The following is a 20,415-nucleotide window of genomic DNA, read 5'->3' on the forward strand; positions in this document are numbered from 1 at the left end:
CGGGCCAGCCGTGGCTGAATCATAGCGCCGGAATCGTCGCCGACCCGCAACACTGCCGCGTGGATGAACGGATTGCCGCCGGATAGCTCGATAGCATCTACGCATGATCGGTGGGCGGCGGGTCGCGGCAGTGCCGGGCGCATATGTGGGCGCCTCGGTTCCGGCTGCCGAGGATCGCGCACGCGCCGCTTGGGGATCCCCAGTTCGGTTGGACATCAGCGGAATTCGTTTCGTTCGCCGCCCACTGGCGCGCATGTCGTTGCGGTGCCGCGAGATTCGTTTCGTGGCGGCGGCAGTCGTCGTGGTCGTAACGATATTCGGTTCGGCTGTGGCGACGGCGGGCCCGGTGGATGATGGAAGGATGCAGGATCTGACGGGGTGGGTCGATCCGTTCATCGGCACTCGGCCCGGAGATGTGGACATGGGCACCGGCGGCGGGGCGGGTAATACCTTTCCCGGCGCCGACGTGCCGTTCGGCATGGTGCAGTGGAGTCCGGATACGGTGACCCAGCAGCACGGTGGCTACTACTACGACGACAATCGGATCAAGGGATTCAGCCTCACCCACCTGTCGGGTGCGGGCTGCGACACCTACCAGGATGTGCCGTTCATGCCGCTCGCGGGCACGATCGGCGCCTCACCGGCGACCTCGCCGGACGCCTATGTCGCCACGTTCTCGCACGCGCACGAGCAGGCGAGTCCGGGGCGCTACCAGGTCGATCTGGACGGCGGGATCCGGGTCGAACTGACCGCGACCCAGCGCACCGGCGCCGGCCGATTCACCTTTCCCGATGGCGGCCCGGCGACGCTGCTGATCAACGCGGCGGGCTCGATTTCGGGCACCGATGACGCGCAGGTCACCATCGGCCCGAATTATGTTGCGGGCCATGTGCACAGCGGCCGGTTCTGCGGCACGAACAGTTTTTACACCCTGTATTTCCACGCGGAATTCGATCAACCGATCACGGAGTCGGGCATCTGGGACGGGGATCAGGTGCGGTCCGACGACACCGCATCGGGCACGCAGGTCGGCGCCTACGTCACCTTCGATCCGGGAAAGCCTGCCGTCGTCAACGTGAAGGTCGGTCTGTCGTTCGTCTCGCCGGACGGCGCCGCGGCCAATCTCGCCGCGGAGAATCCGGCGCGGACCTTCGACGAGGTGGCCGCCGCGGCCAGGGACAGCTGGAATGCGCGGCTGAACCAGATCCGGGTGACGGGCGGCACGGACGAGCAGCGCACCATCTTCTACACCGCGCTGTATCACGCTCTGCTACAACCGAATGTGTTCTCCGACGTCGACGGTCACTATGCCGGATTCGACAAGCGGATACACACCACCGATCCGGCCCACCCGATATACACGAACTTCTCGGGTTGGGATATCTACCGCTCCGAGGTGCAGCTGCTGGCGCTGCTCGCGCCGCGGGAGGCGGCCGATATCGCCCGCAGCATGGTCACTTTCGCGCGCGAGGGCGGTAACTGGGACCGGTGGACGGTCGCCAACGACTACACCGGCGTGATGAACGGCGATCCCTACCACATCATCGTGTCGTCCATATATGCCTTCGGCGCAACGGATTTCGATGCGACCGAGGCACTGGACCTGATGGTGAAGGGCGCGAGCGTACCCGGCACGAACAGCCAGGGCTACGAGGAAAGGCCGGGGCTGGTCGGCTATCTGGCGCTCGGCTACGTACCCGACGGGGCGGCCGACACCCTCGAATACACCAGCGCCGACTTCGCCATCGCGCAGCTGGCGCACCGGCTGGGCAACCAAGCGATATACGACGTCTTCATGCAGCGGGCGCAGAATTGGCGCAACCTGTTCAATCCGGCCACCGGATATCTACAGCCCCGGCATCTCGACGGCTCGTTCGCCGCCGATTTCGATCCGGCCGATCCGAACGGATATGTGGAAGGCAATGGGGCCCAATACACTTGGATGGTGCCCTACAACTATCGGGCGCTGATCGATGCGCTCGGGGGCCCGGCCGCCGTGAATGCCCGGCTGGACACCTTCTTCACCAAACTCAATGCGGGAACGCATGAGCCGTACGCATTCCTCGGTAACGAACCGACGCTGGAGACACCGTGGATCTACAACTACACGGGCGCCCCGTACAAGACGCAGTCCACCGTCGACCGGGTGCGTAAGGAAATCTGGAAGGCCGCGCCCGGCGGTCTCGTCGGAAACGATGATCTGGGCGAGATGTCGTCGTGGTATGTCTGGGCCGCGCTCGGCCTCTATCCGGAGGTTCCCGGCCGCGCCGAATTGGTAATCGGCAGCCCGATTTTCACCAGCGCCACGATTACCCGCCCGGGTGGACCGGCGATCACCATCAATGCCCCGGACGCATCGCCGACGAATATCTATATTTCGGCGCTGACGGTGAACGGGGGGAATTGGACCAAGCCCTGGCTTCCCGAAACCTTCGTAACCACCGGCGGCACACTGGATTTCACTCTCTCGCCCGCGCCGAATACGGCATGGGGTGCAGACCCGGCCGACGCGCCGCCGTCGTTCCAGGACGGAAGCAACTCCGTCTGAACCGGTCACGGCGGCGGGTTTCCGTTCGGGTCGAGCCCCCGGGAGCGCCGGAGTAGGGCGCGGCGGTGGCGGGCTCCGCAGATCCAGATCACGACATTGGTCGCGATCAGGACCGATACCAGAATGAGCAGCGGAGTTGTCATCGGCATCGACCGTAGGGGCGGGGTTGCGGGCCGTCGAGGAAGATTAGGGGAGATTCGATCGGTTTCAGCTGGGGTTCACGCGGGTGGAAATTCGGTTGCGGGGCGATATATGGTCGTGATGTGAAGTAGAAGTGAGCCGAATTTGTTGGGACCCATGTTTTGTCCGGTGTGGGTTCGATTCTGTCGATGGTTCGTCACTCTGGAGATTTCATGACCGATGCCATATTTCTCGCCGACCTCGTCACTCGTTTGGCGGCCCTGCCGCGGGTGCGGGCGGTGACGCTCGGCGGCTCACGTGCCGATGGCACCCACACCCCGGACAGCGATTGGGATTTCGCGATTTACTATCGGGGCGAGTTCGACCCGGCCGAGCTGCGTGCGATCGGCTGGCCGGGTGAGGTTTCGGAGCTCGGCGGTTGGGGTGGCGGTGTTTTCAACGGCGGTGCCTGGTTGACCGTCGACGGGCGGCAGGTCGATGTGCACTATCGCGATCTCGAAGTGGTGGAGCACGAACTCGCCGAGGCCGAGGCGGGGCGATTCCATTGGGAGCCACTGATGTTCCATCTGGCGGGCATCCCGAGTTACCTCGTGGTCGCGGAGCTCAGCGTCAACCGGGTGCTGTCCGGTGAATTGCCACGCCCGGGCTATCCGGCGGCGCTGCGGGCGTCGGCGCCGGTGTTCTGGCGTGAGCGTGCGGTAGCGACTTTGCGTTACGCGCGAGGCGCTTTCGCGTCGAAGGGGCAGCTCGCCGAGGTAGCGGGTGCGATAGCCACGGCGGCGATGCAGACCGCCCATGCGATCCTCGCGGCGCGCGGGGAATGGGTGACGAACGAGAAGCGGCTGCTGCGGCGGGCCGGGCTGCGCCGCGTCGACGCGGTGCTCGCCGATCTCCGGCCGGAGTCGTTGCCGCAGGCGATCGTTCGCGCGGAAGCATTGTTCGACAAGGTATTTCGCGAGCAGACCGCGGCAGCGCGGGCATAGCTTCACCTGCCGAGGCCGAAGCAGCCGCGCCCGGTGTGGATCCGGCGTCCCCGCCACGCCGGATCCACACCGCGAAACCCTCGGCGGCACCGCGGAATCCGGTGCTGCCAGCGAATCGGGTCAGACGGGTTGCAGCCCCGCGCCGACGCCGCCCGCGCCGTCCACGGCCTGCATGATGCGGTCGATGGGCTGGAAGTAGGCGGGTGTGTGCAGCGGGAATGCCGCGGCGACGCAGGGGATGTCGATGCCGCCGGGTGTGAGGTGGCCCTGGTTCATGCCGACGAGCCGATCACCCATCGTCACCGGTCCGCCGGAATCGCCTGGGATGGAACAAGATTGATTGACGATCCGGTTGTTCATCGGTCCCCACACCACGCCGCAGTCGAATCCGCTCGACCGGCCGTTGCTGCACACAGTCGCCCCGGGGCCGGGCGCCGGACCGAATCCGGCGATGGTGGTGCCCGCGAGGCTGCGCACCGGGGTCACCTTGGCCGCGTCGAATTCGATTACCGCGTAGTCGAGGCCGTTGCCGCGATCGGAGGCGACGACATTGCCGACGACGCCGGCACCTCGGTCGTGCTCGGCGGTCACCGAGTCGCCGACCGCGGCGCAGTGTCCCGCGGTAAGGCCGACCAGGCGGCCCGCGCCGTCGTGGCCGATCGTGGTCAGCGAGCAGCGGGCGTGGCCGCCGAGCACGATGCCGGAGCCGCCGCCCAGCACGGCGGAGCCCGGATCGGCCAGGGCGGTACCGGCGCCGAAGATCGTGGCGCCTGCCGCGACGATCCCGATCGCCGTGGCGATGATGGCGTTCTTGGGCACGAGATGCTCGCTTTCTCTTCGAACCGCTCGTTCCGAGGCGGGTGGGCGCGACTCGAAGCGGTGCACCAAGTAAAGGTATTTAGCAAACTTTTAGCAATCGAATGGTTGCGCGGAAGGGCGGCAGTGATCGTCCGTTAACCCGGCGTTCACCGGCCGAGGCCCGCATATGGCGATGCTGGATGGCCACCAGTGGCGTCGCTGTTAGATGGACCACCGTCCAATTGTTATCGAACGGCTAACTCGGATTCGTTGCGGAATGTTGACTGTCCCCGGGTCGACCCGCTCACCGGACCGGACACTGGCCGGATCGGCGTCCTCGGCGTAGTTTTGTTAGCAGAGGTAAGGTCAGTTCGATCGCGTTCAACCCATTCACCACTCGAGACCATCTGTGTCACAGGATGATTCGATATTTTCGGAGGTAGGCGTGCGCACTGAAGGGGATACCTGGGACATTGTCAGCAGCGTCGGCGTCACCGCCCTCGGCGTCGCCGCCGCGCGGGCGTTGGAGACCGCCCAGCCGGACGCGCTGGTCCGCGACGAATACGCCGCGCGGTTCGTCGCGGCGTCCGGGCACGCGGAAATGAACCGCTGGCTGAATGACCCTGCGGCGCTGGACGATATGCCGATGCCCCCGGTCGTGATGGGCTATCGGAGCAAATTCTTCGACGACCATTTCGCCGCGGCGGCCGCGGCCGGGGTGCGGCAGGCGGTGATCCTCGCCGCCGGATTGGACGCGCGCGCCTATCGCCTGGATTGGCCCGCGGGCACGGTCGTCTTCGAACTCGATCAGCCGAAGGTGCTGGAGTTCAAGCGGGAGGTACTCGCGGATATCGACGTGCGTCCGGCGGCGGATCGGCGCGAGGTCGCCGTGGATCTGCGCGACGACTGGCCCGCCGCCCTGCTCGACGCCGGTTTCGATCCGTCGGCGCCGTCGGCGTGGTCCGCCGAGGGTTTGCTGCCGTACCTGCCGGGCGCCGCGCAGGACGCGCTGTTCGAACGGATCCAACGGCTTTCCGCGCCGGGCAGCCGCGTGGCGACGGATATGATCACCGACGCGACGGGCCTGGACCGGCTGGCCGATCAGGAGGCCGAGGTGATGCGCCGGTCGCCGATGGCGGGCATCAATGTCACCGAGCTGTTCTACACCGACGAGCGCACCGATCCCGATATCTGGTTCGCCGCCAATGGCTGGACTACCGAATCACTTTCGATTCCGCAGTTGGCCGAGCGGTACGAGCGCGCGCTGCCGGAACTGCCCGAAGCGCTCGCTCCGCTGGTCGACCTCACCAGGTATGTGACGGCGGTGAAGCCCGGAAAGCCGTAACGAACTTAGGTTTACCTAAGTTGCTGGTATGGTTGGTTGGTGCGAGTTAGCGAAATGTCGATCGGGGAGGTCAGGCACCGGTTCGGGCTCCCCGCCTCGACGCTGCACTACTGGGAGCGGCGCGGGTTGCTCACGCCGACGCGGCGGGCCGGAATCCGGTACTACGACGAGGATCAGGTGTGCCGGATCGCCCTGATCGCCACCTGTCGCGAGATCGGCATGCTCGGCGTCGACGAGGTGGCGGCGGTGCTGCACGGGACCGATGCCGAGACGGACTGGCGGGCCGTCGTGCGGGCCAGGATGTCCGAAATCGATGCGCAGATCGCCGCGCTGCGCGATGCCCGCGGCTATCTGGAACATCTCACCACCTGTCGACGCGACCGGGACGTACACACCTGCCCGGCCTTCCGGGCCGATGTCGAAAACCGCTGGCCGATAAGGGCGTCCGCCTGAACGCCCATCACGCGTACGCGTGCCGCCAGCGCACGATGCCGAGGAAGGCGAGCACCGTTCCGGCCAGCGTCGTCACCGGCAGCCAGCCGACCGAAATACCGAGAACGACTGCGCCGCAGGCGGATCCGGTGGCGATACCGATCTGGTAGCAGGTGACGTATACGGCGGACGCGCGATCCTGTTCGCGGCCCGCCGCCCGGATGATCCCCGACTGGAAGATCGGCCCTACCGCGGCGTACGCGGCGCCCCACAGCGCGACAGCGGCGGTGAGCGCCGCCACCGCCGCCGCGGTGGGCAGCTCGAGATCGGTGACGGTGAGCAGGGTCGCGCCCACGACGAAGACCCCGGCCGCGATCACGGTGGAGCGCTGCGGATTCCGGTCGTTGTGCCGCCCGGCGAAGTAGGTGGCGATCGCGCCCGCGACGCCGAACAGGCCGAGATAGGCCGCGACCGCGACACTTCCGTCGAGCACCCGGTTCACGATCAGCGCGAGATAGGTGTACGAGACGAAATGCGCGAAGACCAGCAGCAGGGCCAGCAGGCAGATCGCCGTGACCTGGTTCCAGCGCGGCGGCGCATCATGCCCAGAATCCGAATCTATTTGTCTGGCATCGGTATTCGGCAGGGTGAACAGCAACCCGGCCGCCACCGCCGCCGTCACGGCGGCCAGCGCCACCGCGGTGGCCTGCCAGCCGATCGCATGGCCGAGCAGGGTGCTCACCGGGCTGCCGAGCACGGAAGCCAGTGTGGCGCCCGCGAATACGACGGCGGTGGCCATCCCGACCCGCCGCGCGGGCACCAGCGCCGCCGCCGCGGGAGCGACCAGCGACCACAGCACCCCGTGCGTCAGGGCGGCCAGCACCCGGCTGGCCACCATCATCGGATAGTTGGTCGCCAGCGCCGTCACCAGCTCCGCGGCGATCAGCGCGACCAGCGATGCCAGCAGCGCCCACTTCCGAGTTATCCTGCGCGCCAAGGCGACCGACGGAATCGTGACGATGGCGGCGACCACCGCGTAACCGCTCACCAACAGCCCGATACTGCCGTCGGAGACGTGCAGATCGCCGGCGATCGCGGTGATCAGCCCGACCGGATACAGCTCGTAGGTGACGTAGATGAAGGTGGCGGCCGCCAGCAGGCTCAGGCGTAGCCGGACGCCGCTGTCGATATCGCCGCCGGTGCGGGTCGCGACGGTCACCGAATCACCTCACCGGGCGATGCGTTCCACTGCCGCAAGGACTTCCGGCAGTTCGGTGAACCCCTCGTCGCCGAGGAAGTGCCCGCCGCCGGGGATCTCGATGAGTTCGGCCGCCAGTTCCTTGCCGAGAGTGATGGATGCCGACGGCGGGACGATGGAGTCGTTGTCGGAGTGGATCATGGTGCGCGCGTTGATCTGTGGCACCAGCGGCCGGACATCGATGCCCTCGGCCATGTAATCCTCCAGTTCCGGCAGCACCTCCAGTCCGCCGGTGAAGCCGGAGACGGAGACGAGTCCGCCCAGCGTCCAACCGGATTCGAGACTCGCGAGGTGGCGCAGTGCGGTGATGGTGCCGAGGCTGTGCGCGACGATCAGGGTGTTCTCGTCGACCGCGCCGATCGTCTCGGCCAGCACCGCCTCCCATTCGTCGCGCTTGGGCTCGCTGGGGGTTGGCAACTCGACGACCTCCACCTGATGTCCCTGATCCCGCAGCTGCTTCGCCAGCCAGGGGAACCAGTGCTCGGTAACGCCTGCGTTGTAGCCGTGCACGATGTAGATGTCCACGAAGGAACTCCTTCTCGATTGCTCGTGGTGTGCCGTTCAGTTGCCAGTGTCGAAATGCAACAGCACCTTGGGTCGTGATCTTCCGCGTTCGGCGAGCCGATCGAAGGCGGCGGCGGCCAGATCGATCGGGTACACCCGGTCGACGAGTGCGTCGAGGTTTACCGCGCCGGCGCGCACGAGCGCGATCAGCGCGTCCCAATGGCCGACGCCGGAGAGCACGCCGTGCACGGTGAGATCCTTTATCACCAGGGCCGATGCCGGAAAGTCCGGTACGGTGCCGTGCGGTGTGCCCAGCTGGGCGACGCGGCCGCCCGATGCGGCGAGATGAATCGCCGCGCTGCTCGCCGCCTCCGCCCCCGACGCCTCGATCACCGCGTCGTAGTGATCCATATCACCGGCCTCCGGCGCCGGTTTGGCGGTAAGCGCAAGGGTTGCGGTCAGTTCGGCGAGTCCGGGATTCGGTTCGAAGACGGTCACCTCGGCCCCCGCGGCGCGCGCGATCTGCGCGGCCGCCGAACCGAGCGTGCCCGCCCCGAGCACCGCGACGCGCTCACCGGGCCGGATGCCGAGCCGGGTCGCGGCGTGCATCGCGGCCGCGGTCGGCTCCAGCATGGCCGCCGAAATATCGGACAGCTCATCGGGAATCGGGCTCAGGGTGGCCGTCGGAACCGTCAGCAGTTCCGCGGCGGCGCCGGAGCGCGGGCCGAGTACCCCGATCTCGCTGCGGTCGGGGCAGTACCTGATGCGCCCGGCCGCACAGTGCCCGCAGCGCCCGCACGAGCGGAAGTTGTGCCCGGAAACCCTGCGCCCCAGGAGTTCCCGTGACACCTCGGGTCCGGTGTCCACCACCGTGCCGACCCATTCGTGGCCCGGTACGAACGGATACGATTTGAGCCCGTCGTGCAGGTAGTTGCTGCTGCCGTCGTAGAATCCGAGATCGGTGCCGCACAGCCCGAGATGCGAGATCCGCACGGTCACTTCACCGACGGCGGGCGACGGTGGCTCCAGTTCCGCGAACGTCAGCTCCTTCGGGCCGACCAGGGTCAGCGCTTTCATCGCACTCCTACGTGTTCGGTTGCGGGCGAGACGGTTTCGACACCGCGGAAGCCGCGGACCGTCCGGCCGCCCCAGGCCCGCACCAGCGGCAGCTCGATCCAGGTGAAGGCCAGCCAGGACAGTGGCAGCGTGATCGCCAGTGCCAGCAGGAAATAGACGGCGATGGCCTGCGGTGAGTCGCTGGGGCCGTGCAGCAGGTACACGTTCAGGAAGTGCAGCACGCTGAAGTGGATCAGATAGAACGCGAACGAGATCTCGCCGAGCAGCACCGGAATCCGGGCGCGCAGCACGCTGGGCGCACCGGCCAGATCGCACTGCGCCGCGGCGGTGATCAGCAATGCGCACGGCACGATCAGGGCGACGCGCTGGCCGTAGAGCACCGGAATATTCAGTGCGAGAAGGTATCCCACGATCAGCGTCGGGATCGCGAGCCGGAACCGGATGCGCGGGAACTGATGGAAACGCACCAGCCTGGCCAGGATCATGCCCACCAGGAAGTCCGGAATCCGGGTGGGCGGGAAGACGTAATCGAACCAGTACTGGACTCCGGAGACGGCGGGCTCGTTGGTGAGCCGCTGGCCGCCCATCGGCAGTAGCCCGCTGACCGCCGGTATCGCCAACTCGACGAAAAGGGTTGCCGCCAGCGCGATCCACAGCCCGCGCCGGTGCAGCCTGACCAGCCCGAGCATCAGCGCAGGGAATACGAGATAGAAGAATCCCTCCGCCGCCAGTGACCAGCCGGGGGCGTTCACCGCGAAGTTCAGCGGGTAGTCCGGCACCCACACCTGCAACATCGCCAGGTACAGCACGGTTTTCCGCAACGAGAAGTCGTGCAGGTGCATCACGAACACCGCCAGCGCGCACGTGATGTAGTACAGCGGCAAGATTTTCACGAACCGCCGCCGCCAGAAGGCCGGGGGCGAATCGGTTTCGCGGGCCGACCAGGCGATGACGAACCCGCTCAGCACGAAGAAGAAGGTGACGCCCGCACCACCGGCCTGGCTCACCGCGCGGTAATAGTCGCCCTGTAGGGCGGCATCCCGTAGCAGCGGCAGCTCCGGTAGCGCGGTATGGAATGCGAAGACCGCCAGCGCGGCGGGGAAGCGCAGGCCGGTCAGCGAATCCAGGCGCAGGATGGCGGGTTTCGCGGTTGCCCTCATGAGGCGGCGCTCCCTCCGGATCGGGCGCGGAATGCCGCGCGGGCCCAGGCGATATCCCTGATGAGGGCGGATTCGCTTGCGCGGTAGTCGTTTTCGAGAAGCACGGCGACGGGCCGGTGATGAGGGAGGAGTTGGTGGGCGATCAATTCGCTCAGCGGTGGTGCGCCCGGCGCGGTCGGCGCCTTCACGTGGATGTCGGAGTGCAGGCACACCGTTTCGGCGAGTGCGAACATCTCGGGGATGGCATGTCCGGCGTCGACGAGATTGCCGGTATCCACCACGATGGTCAGCTCCCGTGCGCCGGTCAGCCGATACAGCAGCGCCAGATCGGCTGCGCCGAGGCCGGATTCGGAGGCGACGCCGATGCCGAACCGCCGCGCATACGTCGCGGCCGCCGCGAGGAATTCGGCCGCGATCCGCAGCTTCGCGGCGTCGGTGACGGCACTCGCCCGGAAATTGGGTATATGCACGGTAGGGATGCCGAGCTCGGCTGCGACCTGAATCGCCCTCTCGACCAGCCGGAGGCAGTGTGGGGCGAAATCACCGGAGCCGCCGAACATTCCGACATCGTTGACATGATTCACCGCGAGCACCGGGACCTCGACACCGGCCATGGCCCGCGCCGTCTCCCGCAGCGTCCGTGGATCGTCCAAGCGCGGGCCGCGATGCGCACCACCGAAATCGAGGTGTACGCGGGCGATGCCGTGCCGCAGGGCGCGCAGGATGGCGATACCGCGGTCGGTGTCGAGCCGCCACTGCGGCAGCGCCAGCGCGGTCATGCGGCCGCGCCGATCGTGACGGCCGCCTTGATCACCCGTTCACCGCGAAAAGCGCGCTCGCCCCGCAGAATCGCGGTGAGCAGTTCGGCCGCCGTCGCCAGATCCGTCTCATGTGTGACGAGCGGGCCGTAGCCCGCTGGATCGGCGTCGAGTTCGGCGGCCGCCGCCGCGAGGTGCGAATTGGCGACGCCGCGGTGGCCGAACACCGTGAGCGGTGCGGCGAACGGTCGCGCGAAGCGTTCGGCCCGTGGCGGATTCGGCTCGCCACCGCAGTTGTATGCGCGAATCCTGGCGATGTCGAGTGCGCCCGCGTTCGTCGCGATGCGGCCCGGCGCCAGACCGCCGTGCACGTCGACGAACAGTTCGGCGCGGATAGTGGCGTCGAGCGTGACGAGTGCGGGCACCGTCGCGGTGCGCGGCGTCGCCAGCAGCCCGGCCACCGGGCCCGCCGCCCGGCTCAGCGCGCGTGGCAGGCCCGGATCATCGTGGCGCAGTGCGATATCCGCGCTACCGTGCCGATCGGACCAGCGCAGCCCGCGATCGGTGTGGTGGATCTGCACGATGGTGGTTTCGGGATGCCTGCGCCGCCAGAAGTGCGCCGCGAGGTGACCGATGATGCCGTCGCCCCAGATCACCAGCGTCCGTGGCGCCGCACCGAGCACCGCGCCGGTGATGTCGTAGCTGTACAGCACCGAGGCGAGCGGTTCGATCAAGGCGGGCAGCGCCCCGGACGGATATGCGGGCAGCGTGAGCACCAGTCCGCCGGTGACCGCCGCCGCGGGGATGAGCGTCCGCTCGGCCCACAGCCCGTCGACATTGTGGCCGAGCAGGAACGAATCATCGTGCGGATGAGTCGGATTCACGATGACGACGGCGCCGGGAGCGGGTCCGGTCGTGCCGGGCCCGGTGGCGAGCACCCGCGCGATGCCCTCGTGCCCGAGCACGGGCGCGGGATCGCTGCGCAGGCGGGCCAGTATCTGTAGGTCCGTGCCGCAGATCCCGGCGACCAGCGGTTCGAGCAGCAGTTCGCCGGGGCCGGGCCGGGGAGTCGGCCGTTGCCGCACCGCGATGCCGTCCTCCCCGTCGCGTACCAACGCTAGATGCGTCACCGGGCCACCGCCAATTCGCCGCGCAGCATCCGGGCCGCGCCGCGCATGCTGTCGATTTCGCCGGGGGCACAGAGCTTTACGTGACGGGTCAGCCACTCCTCGTCACGCCCGCGGTCGGCATAGGACCGGCGCTCGGCGAGCAGCCGGAACAGTTCGGCTCGATAGAACTCGCGCAGGTTCTCCACCACGCCGCCGCCGAGTCCGACCAGATCCAATTGCGGTGTGGTGTACCACAATCCGCGCAAGAATTCGGCGATCGGCGCGACCGCGACGCGTAACACGCGCAGCGCCAGCCGATCCCGGGCCGCGAGCCGCTCGGTGAAGCCCGCGGTGAAATCCGGGCCGCAGTCGAGCCCGACGGTGGCGGCCACCTGCTGGATTCCAGGCCCGGATGCGATCGCGCCGATATGTCCGCTGGCGCCGCAGCCGCAGCGCGGGGCCGGGTGCAGCTCGTCCGAGAGCGGCGCGGTCAAATGACCGACCTCGCCCTGCAACCCCCATTCGTCCACCGGGATCGTGCGGCGGGCGAAATCGGCACAGCGGTAGGCGATTCCGCTGCTGACGGTGAGATATCCGATCAGCCGTGCGGTGGACGGGGCGAAGCGCGCGAAATCGGCGAGGCCCGCGGTGAGGTCGTTCACGAGATACCACCGGACGTCGGGACGGCGCTCGGTGAGCGCGTCGACCAGCCGGAACTGATCTCGGGCCGCACCCCACAGCGGTGCGGAACCGTAGACGATGCCGCGGGTCTCGTCCATCGCCGCACCGCACGACATGGCCACGACCGCATCGGAAGGTGTTCGGGCGCAAAGGAGTTCGACGAGCTCACGGCGCAGCTCGGCCACCGTGCGGTCCGGTCGGCGCAGCAGGCTCGGCGCCGGGAGACAGGTGACGACGGGGCTCGGGCCGGTCGCGTCGGTGAGGCGCAGCCAGGTTCCGCCGAGGTCGATCAGGTAGGTGGCGTTGCGGCCTCGGACGCGCTGCTCAGTCACCATCCGGGACCGCTATCCGCACGGCGTCGCCGGTGAGGTCGAGCGCCACATCGGCGAAATCCGCGATTCTGGTCAGCGTGCCGTCGAATTCGGTGATCGCGCCGACGACGACAGTTGTCGCGCCGCTGGCGATTCCGGCTCGCACGCCGGCCACCGAATCCTCGAATACGGCGCACTCGCCGATCTCGACGCCGAGCCTGCGGGCCGCCATGAGGTAACCCTGCGGGTCGGGTTTGCCCGCGGTGATGTCGTCGGCGCTGATGAGGATATCGGGCAGCGGGACGCCCGCGGCCGTCATCCGGTTCACCGCGAGCGTCCGGCTGGCCGAGGTGACCACCGCCCAGAGGTGAGATGGCAAGCGCCGCAACAGCTCCCGCGCGCCCGGCACCTGCCGCAGACCGGTGGTCTCGGTCTCCTCGTACGCGACGAGGCGGGCCGTCTCCGCCGCGGCCAATTCATGGTCGCCGAGGAATTCGTGCACGGTGGCGCGGGTCGGCCTGCCGTGTGCGAAGGCGATGACCTCATCGGCCCGCAGACGGTGTTTCGCCGCGAAATCGGTCCAGGTCTGTTCGACGAGCGCACTGGAATCCACCAGCGTGCCATCCATGTCGAACAGCAGCCGGGTCGCCCGCAGTTCGACCATTTGCCGGGGCGTCATCCGGCGACACCCAGCGGGCGCGATTGGGATACCGGCAGGCCGTCGGTGATCGATTGCCAGCCGCCGCCCTTTTCGACGATGAACACGTCACGGGCGAATCCGGCGCCCTTCGCGCGGGCCAGATCGGTTGCGAACGGGCCGAAGTCGGCGGGCTGCATATAGCCGCTGTAGTCGAAATCGGGCGCCCGGCGGGCCCGGATTCCCGGCGATTCCACCATCCCTGCGGGCATGACCTGGGCGAACCGAATGACGTCGGCGTCCTCTTCCTGTGCGACGGAACCGATCAGCGAGGCGGCGGCGGCCTTGGTCGCGGCGTAACCGGAGCGGGCCGGACCCGCGTTGTAGACCACCTCGGACGAGACCGAGAGGAATACGCCGGGTTTCGCCGCGCGCAGCGCCGGAATGGTGGCCTGCAGGGTGAGCCACAGCCCGTGCACATTGATATCGAGCTGGTCGCGCCAATCCTCCTCGCCGACGTCGAGGAAATTCTCCCGCCGCAGCGTGTAATAGATCGCCGAATAACACACCAGCTCGACCCGCGCCGGCACCGTTGTCGTGAGCACCTTGCGCGCCTGCGCCGGATCCCGGAAATCGAGCTGCTCCCAGCGCAATTCCGCGGCGCCGTCGCCGACCGGTTCGGATCGGCTGTAAACGGTCACCTCGTGGCCGAGCGCGGCCCACGCGTCGGCGATACCACGGCCGATTCCGGTGGAACCGCCGACGACCAATGCCTTTGCCATGACTGCTCCTTCGTTTCAGCCCGCGGTGCGCGCGGAATCGTCGAAGTGCGCCGGGAAGCGGACCTCGACGGTGGCCAGATACTCCAATCCGGCGTGCAATTCCTGCGGTGTCAGGTCGTTGACGAACAGGTGGTGGCCGATGCCGACCGGCAGCGGCAGGCGCTGCTGACCGTCCCGGTGCCGGACGGTGTCCTCCAGCGCGGCGTCGAGAATGCCGGGCCGGGCCAGCACCTCGTTCCACAGCGGCAGTTCCAGCGCGCGCATCACCCGGAACACCCGGGCCGCGTCGGCCTCGGTGATGTAGCCGCGCCGCATGCCGATCGCGGTGGTCAGCGCCATATCGATGGAGACTGCCTCGCCGTGCAGCAGCTCGGGCAGTGCATGCATCTCGATGGTCGGACTGAAGGTGTGCCCGTAATCGACACAGCGCTCCAGCGTCGCCTCCCAGAGATTCGGCTGCAATTCCTCCAGCATCAGGTGGATGGATTCGGCGATAATGGTGCGCGCCGCCCGGTCCAATTCCGGGGTGCTGCCCTGGAAATGGTCGGCGAGCACGTCGCGGCCCGAGTTCTCCAGCAGTTCGAAGAGTTCGCGGGACTTTATCAGCGCCATTTTGAGTATTTCGCCGAGGCCATTGCTGATATGTCTTCGTTGCAGTGTGCGCAGGAAAGTCCGGTCGAGTAGCGTGACATCGGCGTGCTGATAGGTGCCGAGCCGGTTCTTGCCGAGTTTGTAATTGATGCCGGTTTTCACGCCGACGCCGGCGTCGACCAGGCCGATCAGTGTGGTCGGTATCCGGATATAGGGTGTGCCGCGGCGGAATATGCTGGCCGCGAATCCGACGACATCGGTGAGCACACCGCCGCCGATGGCGACGACGGGTTCGCGGCGGCGGTCGATGCGGAAATCGTTCATCGCGTCGACGACGGCGGTCACCGAATCCCAGCGCTTGACCGTCTCGTCCGCGGTGACGGGGACGATCTGTGTTTCGATACCGTTGGCCTCGAAGAAGTTCCGGATGCGGTCACCGTGTATGGCCGCGACGTTCGTATCGATGACGACCAGGCGGCGGTCACCGGGTGACATTTGCCGTCCCGGTAGGCCGAACAGTGCGGTGTCGTTACCCGGCCCGAACAAATCGTCGGCGATTCGCACCTGGTATTCGATTTGCTTGACCGCCTCCACGGTCCAGCTCAGATCGGTGGTTTTGGAACAGACCAAGCCATGCTTGGAGCTGACGAGATTTTGCATCATCCAGTACCCATTCGACGATCGCAGACAAATTGGTGAAGCGTATTTCGAATCGGCCCGATACCCCCAACGTCATCGTTGATGTTCGACCGGATCTGACATCACCCGGAACGCTAACGCAACTTTGTGTCAGCCGCATAGCGCCAAACGTATATGTGATCGAGATCTCTTCCATATGGAATGGTTACCAAGGGTTGGGTAATTAAGGGTAGGGTAATTTCCGATAAGTCCGGATCGGGTAATTCGCGCGTATTGTAACCACTGAATTTTCAGCGCGCGGCAGCGTGTTGTTTCACCACTGTAAAACTATTTCCCGGAAATCTGCGGAGTTTATGTCAGCGGATCGAGGTCTCGGCGTACGGCCGGTTGTCGAGCACCCGCTGGTAGCCGAAACGACTCAGATCCAGCGTGCGGAACTCGCCGTGGCGGACCAGTTCGGTCAGCGCCCGCCCGACGCCGAGCGCATGCATCAGGCCGTGGCCCGAAAAGCCGCATGCCAGTAGGAAATTCGCCGGTCCACGCGGATTCGCGCCGAGAATCATGCTGCCGTCCAACCGATTCTGATCGTAGTGGCCCGTGGTGGTGGCGCGCAGGCGCAGCCGGTCCAGTGCGGGCAATCGGTGGGCCAGCGCGGGCCAGACGACGCGCTGGAAATAGCCGCGGCCGCCATCGTCGCCGAATTGTGCGAAATCGACCAACCCGGTGGACAATCCGTCACCCTGTGGCCGAACAGCCAGCCCGGCAGGGTCTTTCACGAACGGCAGGTCCGAAAGGTCGACGGGCGTTTCGATCTGGTGCTCCCACCGGCGCATCGGCTCGACCGGCACCGGCATGCCGACTCCCGCCGCGAGTTCGGCCGCCCAGCAACCGGCCGCGTCGATGAAGACCTCGGCCGCGCGCGGGCCGGAGACCAGTCGAGCCGCGCGGACGACACCGTCGCGAACAATGAAGTCGCACACCCGCTCTCGCTGGAATTCGGCGCCGAGCCGCTGTGCGGCGGCACGCAGACCGGACAGCATGGCCCACGGATCGAGCCAGCCGTCATCGGGGGAGTGGACCGCCCCGGCGAGATCCCGGATCTCCAGCGCCGGGAATCGCGCGGCGAGTCCGGCGGGCGTCAGCCAATCGGCGCGCACACCATTGTCGAGTTGCCGCGCATGCGCCGCCGCCAGCCGGTCGGCGTGGTCCGGTCCGGCGATGAAGAGATATCCGTTCGGTCGCCAATGCAATTCGGGCGCGCCGGCCCCGACGAATTCGCGCCAGTCGGCGACGACCGTCAGGGTGTATTGCGTGAGCGCGATATGCTCCGGCAGCGAAAACAGCTGCCGCACACCGCCGGACGCGCGGGGCGTTGCCGCGTGCCGATAGCTCGGATCCGGCTCGACCACCAGCACCCGCAGGCTCGGCTCGGCGCGCAGTAGCTGAACCGCGGTGGCGCAGCCGATAATTCCGCCGCCTGCGATGAGGACGTCGATCATCGTGCCGCCGTATTCGTCGCGGCCCTGGTGTGCGCGAGGTGGTGGCGCAGCGCGGCCTCGGCGGCATCGGGATCGCCCGCCGCGATCGCCTCGGCGATGGCGCGATGTTCCGCGAGCAGCGCGGGTGCGGTCTCGGGCGACGGATAGTGTTCGCGCGGCCGCGCCCCGGCGAGCAGATCCAGTTGCAGCCGCATCATCCTTTCCAGCATGAAGTTGCCGGTGGCGGCCGCGACCGCGAGGTGGAAGCGCACGTTCTCCGACCAGTCGCCGTCGGAGCCCGCGCACGCGGCGAGCACCGCCTGCCGCGCCTGCTCGCCGGCGCGGGTGGCAGCGAGCCGGACGACCTGTGTTTCCAACAGTTCTCGGGCCTCGAGGATGTCGGCGATCACCGACTCCTCCAGCCGCAGGATCACCCCTTCGGTAGGTAGGGCCGCGGCGAGATTGTCGGCACGCAGGTGGCGGCCGCCGCCCGCGCGCGACCGCACGATGCCGCGCATCTCCAGCACCCGGATCGCCTCGCGGAGCACGTTCCGGCTCACCCCGAGCCGCTCGGCGAGGTCGCGCTCGGCGGGCAGGCGCGCGCCCGGCGCCAGCTCACCGGCGGCGATGAGCGCCAGCACTTGCCGGACCACCGATTCGTAGCGCCGCTCGCTCGGAACTTTGTCGAACAGGTCCGCGTCCATGCGGTGTCCTCCATAATTGGACAACTGGGTCACCCAATTGTGCACTCAGATGTTGGACAGCGGAAGGCGTATGCCATGATCGAACCCCTCGCCCCGGACCTCCTCGCCCTGCACCGCGACTTCTGGCGTTGGCGGGCGCTGACCGCGCCGGACACCTACGACGATCTGTTCCGCTTCGACCGTCCGCCGGGCTGGCGGCCGGACTGGTCGGCGGACGCGATCGCCGAGCGACGCGGCGCACTCGCCGAATTCGTTGCGCGGCACCGGAACCTATCCGCCCCGCGGTCGGTCGCGGCGGAGGTGGACCAGCGCCTGGTCGGTTGTGCGCTGGCTCGGGCCCGGTGGGAACTCGATACGCTGCGCGGCTGGCAGCGGAACCCGTATTTCTACGTCGAGCAGGCCATCGGTCCGCTGTACGCGCTGCTGCTGGTGCGTGATTCGTTCGATGCGGCGCGGGCCGACCAGATAATCATTCTGCTCGAACAGATTCCGCGCACCCTGGCCGATGCGCGGGTGAATCTGCAAGGCACGGCCGCGGCGCCGTTCACCCGGTATGCGGTGCGCATGCTCGGCCCCGTAGAGGACCGAATGACGGCTTGCGCCAAGGCATTGGCGGCCGCGTTTCCGGCCGAGCGGGTGCCACGGCTGTCCGCGGCGGCCGCGGCGGCGACCGAGGCGCTGGTCGCCTACCGCGACTGGCTGACCGAAACTCCGCCCGACGGCACCGAAGCGACGGCGGTGGGTGCCGCCGCCCTGGCAAGCCTGCTGTATACGGTTGCCCTGCTTCCGTATTCGATACCGCGCCTGCGGGATATGGCGGCGCAGGAGTGGCACCGCGTGGTGGCCACCGAAACCATTCTGCGGCACCGCCATCGAGATCTGCCGGACGACCCGCTGTTCCCCGACGCGGCCGCGCAGGTCGCGGGCGAGTATCGCGACGAGCTGGCGGTGCGCGACCACTACACCGGGCACGATCTGCTGACGCAGCCGGAAACGTTGCGGCACTATCGATTCCAGGAGATGCCCGACTACCTCGCCCCACTCACCTGGCTGGGTGTCTGCCACGATCCCGCGTCGCAGGCCAGGATGGACGCGGACGCCGTTCGCTACATCAGCGATCCCGCGCCGGATCTGCCGTATTTCGAAGCGGCCAAGGCGCGCGACCCGCGCACCGCCATCGCGCACGAGGGCGTGCACGCCCAGCAGTTGGCGCTGTCCTGGCGGCATCCCGACCCGATCCGCCGCACTCCGTTCGACTCGGTGCCCAACGAGGGCATTGCCAACTACAACGAGGAATTGTTCCTGCTGTCAGGGCTTTTCGACGATCGGCCGCATTCGGCCCTGTTCCATGTGAACTCGATGCGCCTGCGCGCGCTGCGGGTGGAGATCGATATCGATCTCGCGGTCGGCGCGATCACCGTGGACGAGGCCGCCGATCGGCTGGCCCGGCGGGTGCCGCTGGATTCCGCGACGGCATGGCAGGAGGCGGTGTTCTTCGCGAGCAATCCCGGGCAGGGGCTCAGCTACCAGGCGGGGCGGTGGCAGATTCTCGAATTGCTATCGGATTGCTCGCGGCGGCCAGAATTTGACATACATGCGTTTCATGATCGGCTGTGGCGTGAGGGTAACGTGCCGATCGCGCTGCAGCGACTCGAGCTACTCGGGTCGCGCGACCATCTGAACGCGGCCGATCGCCTGGCCGCGAGCGGTACGGAGGCCTGACAGAACGCCCGGTCGGTCGCGGGAGCGTTGCGAATCCGTATCGACTGCGTTGGTTTGCCCGTGTGTATTTTGGATGTGCTTTGCCGGTGGTAAACCAAGAGCATGAGTGAGGCGGTTGGCACCGCGAGCGCGCCGGCGGCGATCGGGCGTTCGGCCGAGTTCTGGGGTTATGTCATGTGGGGGCTGGCCGGGATCGCGATCGCGATCCCGGAGTTCGCCGCCATCTTCCGGGTCGGGCCGTGGCCGACCATCTCCGCGACCATCGGACATCTGGCCGATCAGCACGATTGGGTGCGGTTGATCGTGGTGTTCGTGATCGTCGTCGTCGCCTATTACGCCGTCGGGCAATTGCGGGGCGATCCCGAGGTGCCGCGGATCGTCGCCGGTAAGCAGCTCACCGCGAACGGCCGTGTCACAACGGATCTCGCGGCGGTCCGCTATGTGAACATGGAGGTCTACCTGCTGCTCGCCGCCGCGTCCTACATCGTCGGCATGGCGTTCGCGATCACCGACCGGCGGATGAATCCGGACTCCTACCTCGGCGCGTACGTGCTCTACGGGCTGATCGCGCTGATGTGGGTCATCGTGCCGAGCGTGCTGGCGCTGTTCCGCCGAGAAGTGCCGTTTCCCACGCTGTTTCGCACCATCGGCTATCTGGAGCGGCGCGCGCACCCGGTGGCCGCGGTGCTGCTCGCGCTGCTGGTGATCCTGCTGCTGCACCTCGCCTTCTATCCATGGCCCGGCGTGCTCAACTGAA

General features: G+C 67.4%; 20 protein-coding genes. 6 read left to right on the forward strand and 14 right to left on the reverse strand.

Going from position 1 to position 20,415, the window contains the following annotated elements:
- The first annotated feature begins 253 nt into the window (after window positions 1-253).
- Entirely contained in the window at window positions 254-2,548 is a 2,295-nt protein-coding gene (locus F5544_RS18845) for a GH92 family glycosyl hydrolase (protein ID WP_167479313.1), read from the forward strand.
- A 5-nt stretch (window positions 2,549-2,553) separates the two neighbouring features.
- Here F5544_RS18845 and F5544_RS18850 read toward each other — a convergent pair whose 3' ends face one another.
- Window positions 2,554-2,691, reverse strand: a complete 138-nt coding sequence (locus F5544_RS18850) for a hypothetical protein (protein ID WP_167474398.1) — start codon at window positions 2,689-2,691, stop codon at window positions 2,554-2,556.
- 210 nt (window positions 2,692-2,901) lie between these two features.
- Here F5544_RS18850 and F5544_RS18855 point away from each other — a divergent pair, with 210 nt between their 5' ends.
- Window positions 2,902-3,672, forward strand: a complete 771-nt coding sequence (locus F5544_RS18855) for a nucleotidyltransferase domain-containing protein (RefSeq protein WP_167474399.1) — start codon at window positions 2,902-2,904, stop codon at window positions 3,670-3,672.
- A gap of 120 nt (window positions 3,673-3,792) precedes the next feature.
- On the opposite strand, the gene F5544_RS18860 is transcribed toward F5544_RS18855, so the two are convergent.
- Window positions 3,793-4,491 carry a S1 family peptidase gene (locus tag F5544_RS18860; RefSeq protein ID WP_238847322.1) on the reverse strand — a complete coding sequence of 233 codons (699 nt, stop codon included), beginning with the start codon at window positions 4,489-4,491 and terminating at the stop codon, window positions 3,793-3,795.
- Window positions 4,492-4,915: 424 nt separating this feature from the next.
- On the opposite strand from F5544_RS18860, the gene F5544_RS18865 reads away from it, so the two are divergent.
- Together F5544_RS18865 and F5544_RS18870 are read left to right on the forward strand one after the other, a co-directional pair.
- A complete protein-coding gene (locus F5544_RS18865) occupies window positions 4,916-5,815 on the forward strand; it encodes an SAM-dependent methyltransferase (RefSeq protein WP_167474400.1) in 900 nt (299 codons plus the stop codon).
- 39 nt (window positions 5,816-5,854) lie between these two features.
- Entirely contained in the window at window positions 5,855-6,268 is a 414-nt protein-coding gene (locus F5544_RS18870; RefSeq protein WP_225729162.1) for a MerR family transcriptional regulator, read from the forward strand.
- 7 nt (window positions 6,269-6,275) lie between these two features.
- On the opposite strand, the gene F5544_RS18875 is transcribed toward F5544_RS18870, so the two are convergent.
- The 12 genes from F5544_RS18875 to F5544_RS18930 form a co-directional block, all read right to left on the reverse strand.
- On the reverse strand, window positions 6,276-7,466 hold the full coding sequence (locus F5544_RS18875; protein WP_167474401.1) for an MFS transporter: 1,191 nt from the start codon (window positions 7,464-7,466) through the stop codon (window positions 6,276-6,278).
- Between the two features lie 9 nt (window positions 7,467-7,475).
- Entirely contained in the window at window positions 7,476-8,030 is a 555-nt protein-coding gene (locus F5544_RS18880) for an RBBP9/YdeN family alpha/beta hydrolase (RefSeq protein ID WP_167474402.1), read from the reverse strand.
- Between the two features lie 36 nt (window positions 8,031-8,066).
- Entirely contained in the window at window positions 8,067-9,086 is a 1,020-nt protein-coding gene (locus tag F5544_RS18885) for a zinc-dependent alcohol dehydrogenase (RefSeq protein WP_167474403.1), read from the reverse strand.
- A complete protein-coding gene (locus tag F5544_RS18890; RefSeq protein WP_167474404.1) occupies window positions 9,083-10,246 on the reverse strand; it encodes an acyltransferase family protein in 1,164 nt (387 codons plus the stop codon). Before F5544_RS18890 ends, F5544_RS18885 begins: the two co-directional genes overlap by 4 nt.
- Window positions 10,243-11,025, reverse strand: coding sequence for a TIM barrel protein (locus F5544_RS18895; protein ID WP_167474405.1), 783 nt, complete (start codon window positions 11,023-11,025; stop codon window positions 10,243-10,245). The genes F5544_RS18890 and F5544_RS18895 overlap by 4 nt, the downstream gene beginning before the upstream one ends.
- Complete coding sequence (locus tag F5544_RS18900; protein ID WP_167474406.1) at window positions 11,022-12,134, reverse strand: alcohol dehydrogenase catalytic domain-containing protein; 1,113 nt, start codon at window positions 12,132-12,134, stop codon at window positions 11,022-11,024. The genes F5544_RS18895 and F5544_RS18900 overlap by 4 nt, the downstream gene beginning before the upstream one ends.
- The gene (locus tag F5544_RS18905) at window positions 12,131-13,129 is read right to left on the reverse strand and encodes an ROK family protein (protein ID WP_167474407.1); all 999 of its coding nucleotides are present in this window, start codon (window positions 13,127-13,129) and stop codon (window positions 12,131-12,133) included. The genes F5544_RS18900 and F5544_RS18905 overlap by 4 nt, the downstream gene beginning before the upstream one ends.
- Window positions 13,119-13,784, reverse strand: coding sequence for an HAD-IA family hydrolase (locus F5544_RS18910; protein ID WP_238847323.1), 666 nt, complete (start codon window positions 13,782-13,784; stop codon window positions 13,119-13,121). Before F5544_RS18910 ends, F5544_RS18905 begins: the two co-directional genes overlap by 11 nt.
- Entirely contained in the window at window positions 13,781-14,524 is a 744-nt protein-coding gene (locus tag F5544_RS18915; RefSeq protein ID WP_167474408.1) for an SDR family NAD(P)-dependent oxidoreductase, read from the reverse strand. Before F5544_RS18915 ends, F5544_RS18910 begins: the two co-directional genes overlap by 4 nt.
- Window positions 14,525-14,539: 15 nt before the next feature.
- Window positions 14,540-15,778, reverse strand: a complete 1,239-nt coding sequence (locus F5544_RS18920) for a sedoheptulose 7-phosphate cyclase (RefSeq protein WP_342760422.1) — start codon at window positions 15,776-15,778, stop codon at window positions 14,540-14,542.
- 332 nt (window positions 15,779-16,110) lie between these two features.
- A complete protein-coding gene (locus F5544_RS18925) occupies window positions 16,111-17,253 on the reverse strand; it encodes an NAD(P)/FAD-dependent oxidoreductase (RefSeq protein ID WP_167474409.1) in 1,143 nt (380 codons plus the stop codon).
- Complete coding sequence (locus tag F5544_RS18930; protein ID WP_167474410.1) at window positions 17,250-17,936, reverse strand: FadR/GntR family transcriptional regulator; 687 nt, start codon at window positions 17,934-17,936, stop codon at window positions 17,250-17,252. The genes F5544_RS18925 and F5544_RS18930 overlap by 4 nt, the downstream gene beginning before the upstream one ends.
- 75 nt (window positions 17,937-18,011) lie before the next feature.
- Between F5544_RS18930 and F5544_RS18935 the strand changes: the two genes are divergently transcribed.
- Window positions 18,012-19,658: a DUF885 family protein gene (locus tag F5544_RS18935; protein WP_167474411.1), complete on the forward strand. Its 1,647-nt coding sequence runs from the start codon at window positions 18,012-18,014 to the stop codon at window positions 19,656-19,658.
- Between the two features lie 102 nt (window positions 19,659-19,760).
- Complete coding sequence (locus F5544_RS18940; RefSeq protein ID WP_167474412.1) at window positions 19,761-20,414, forward strand: hypothetical protein; 654 nt, start codon at window positions 19,761-19,763, stop codon at window positions 20,412-20,414.
- Window position 20,415: the final 1 nt, after the last annotated feature.

Origin of the sequence: Nocardia arthritidis, from assembly GCF_011801145.1 — a bacterium.
GTDB lineage: Bacteria > Actinomycetota > Actinomycetes > Mycobacteriales > Mycobacteriaceae > Nocardia > Nocardia arthritidis_A.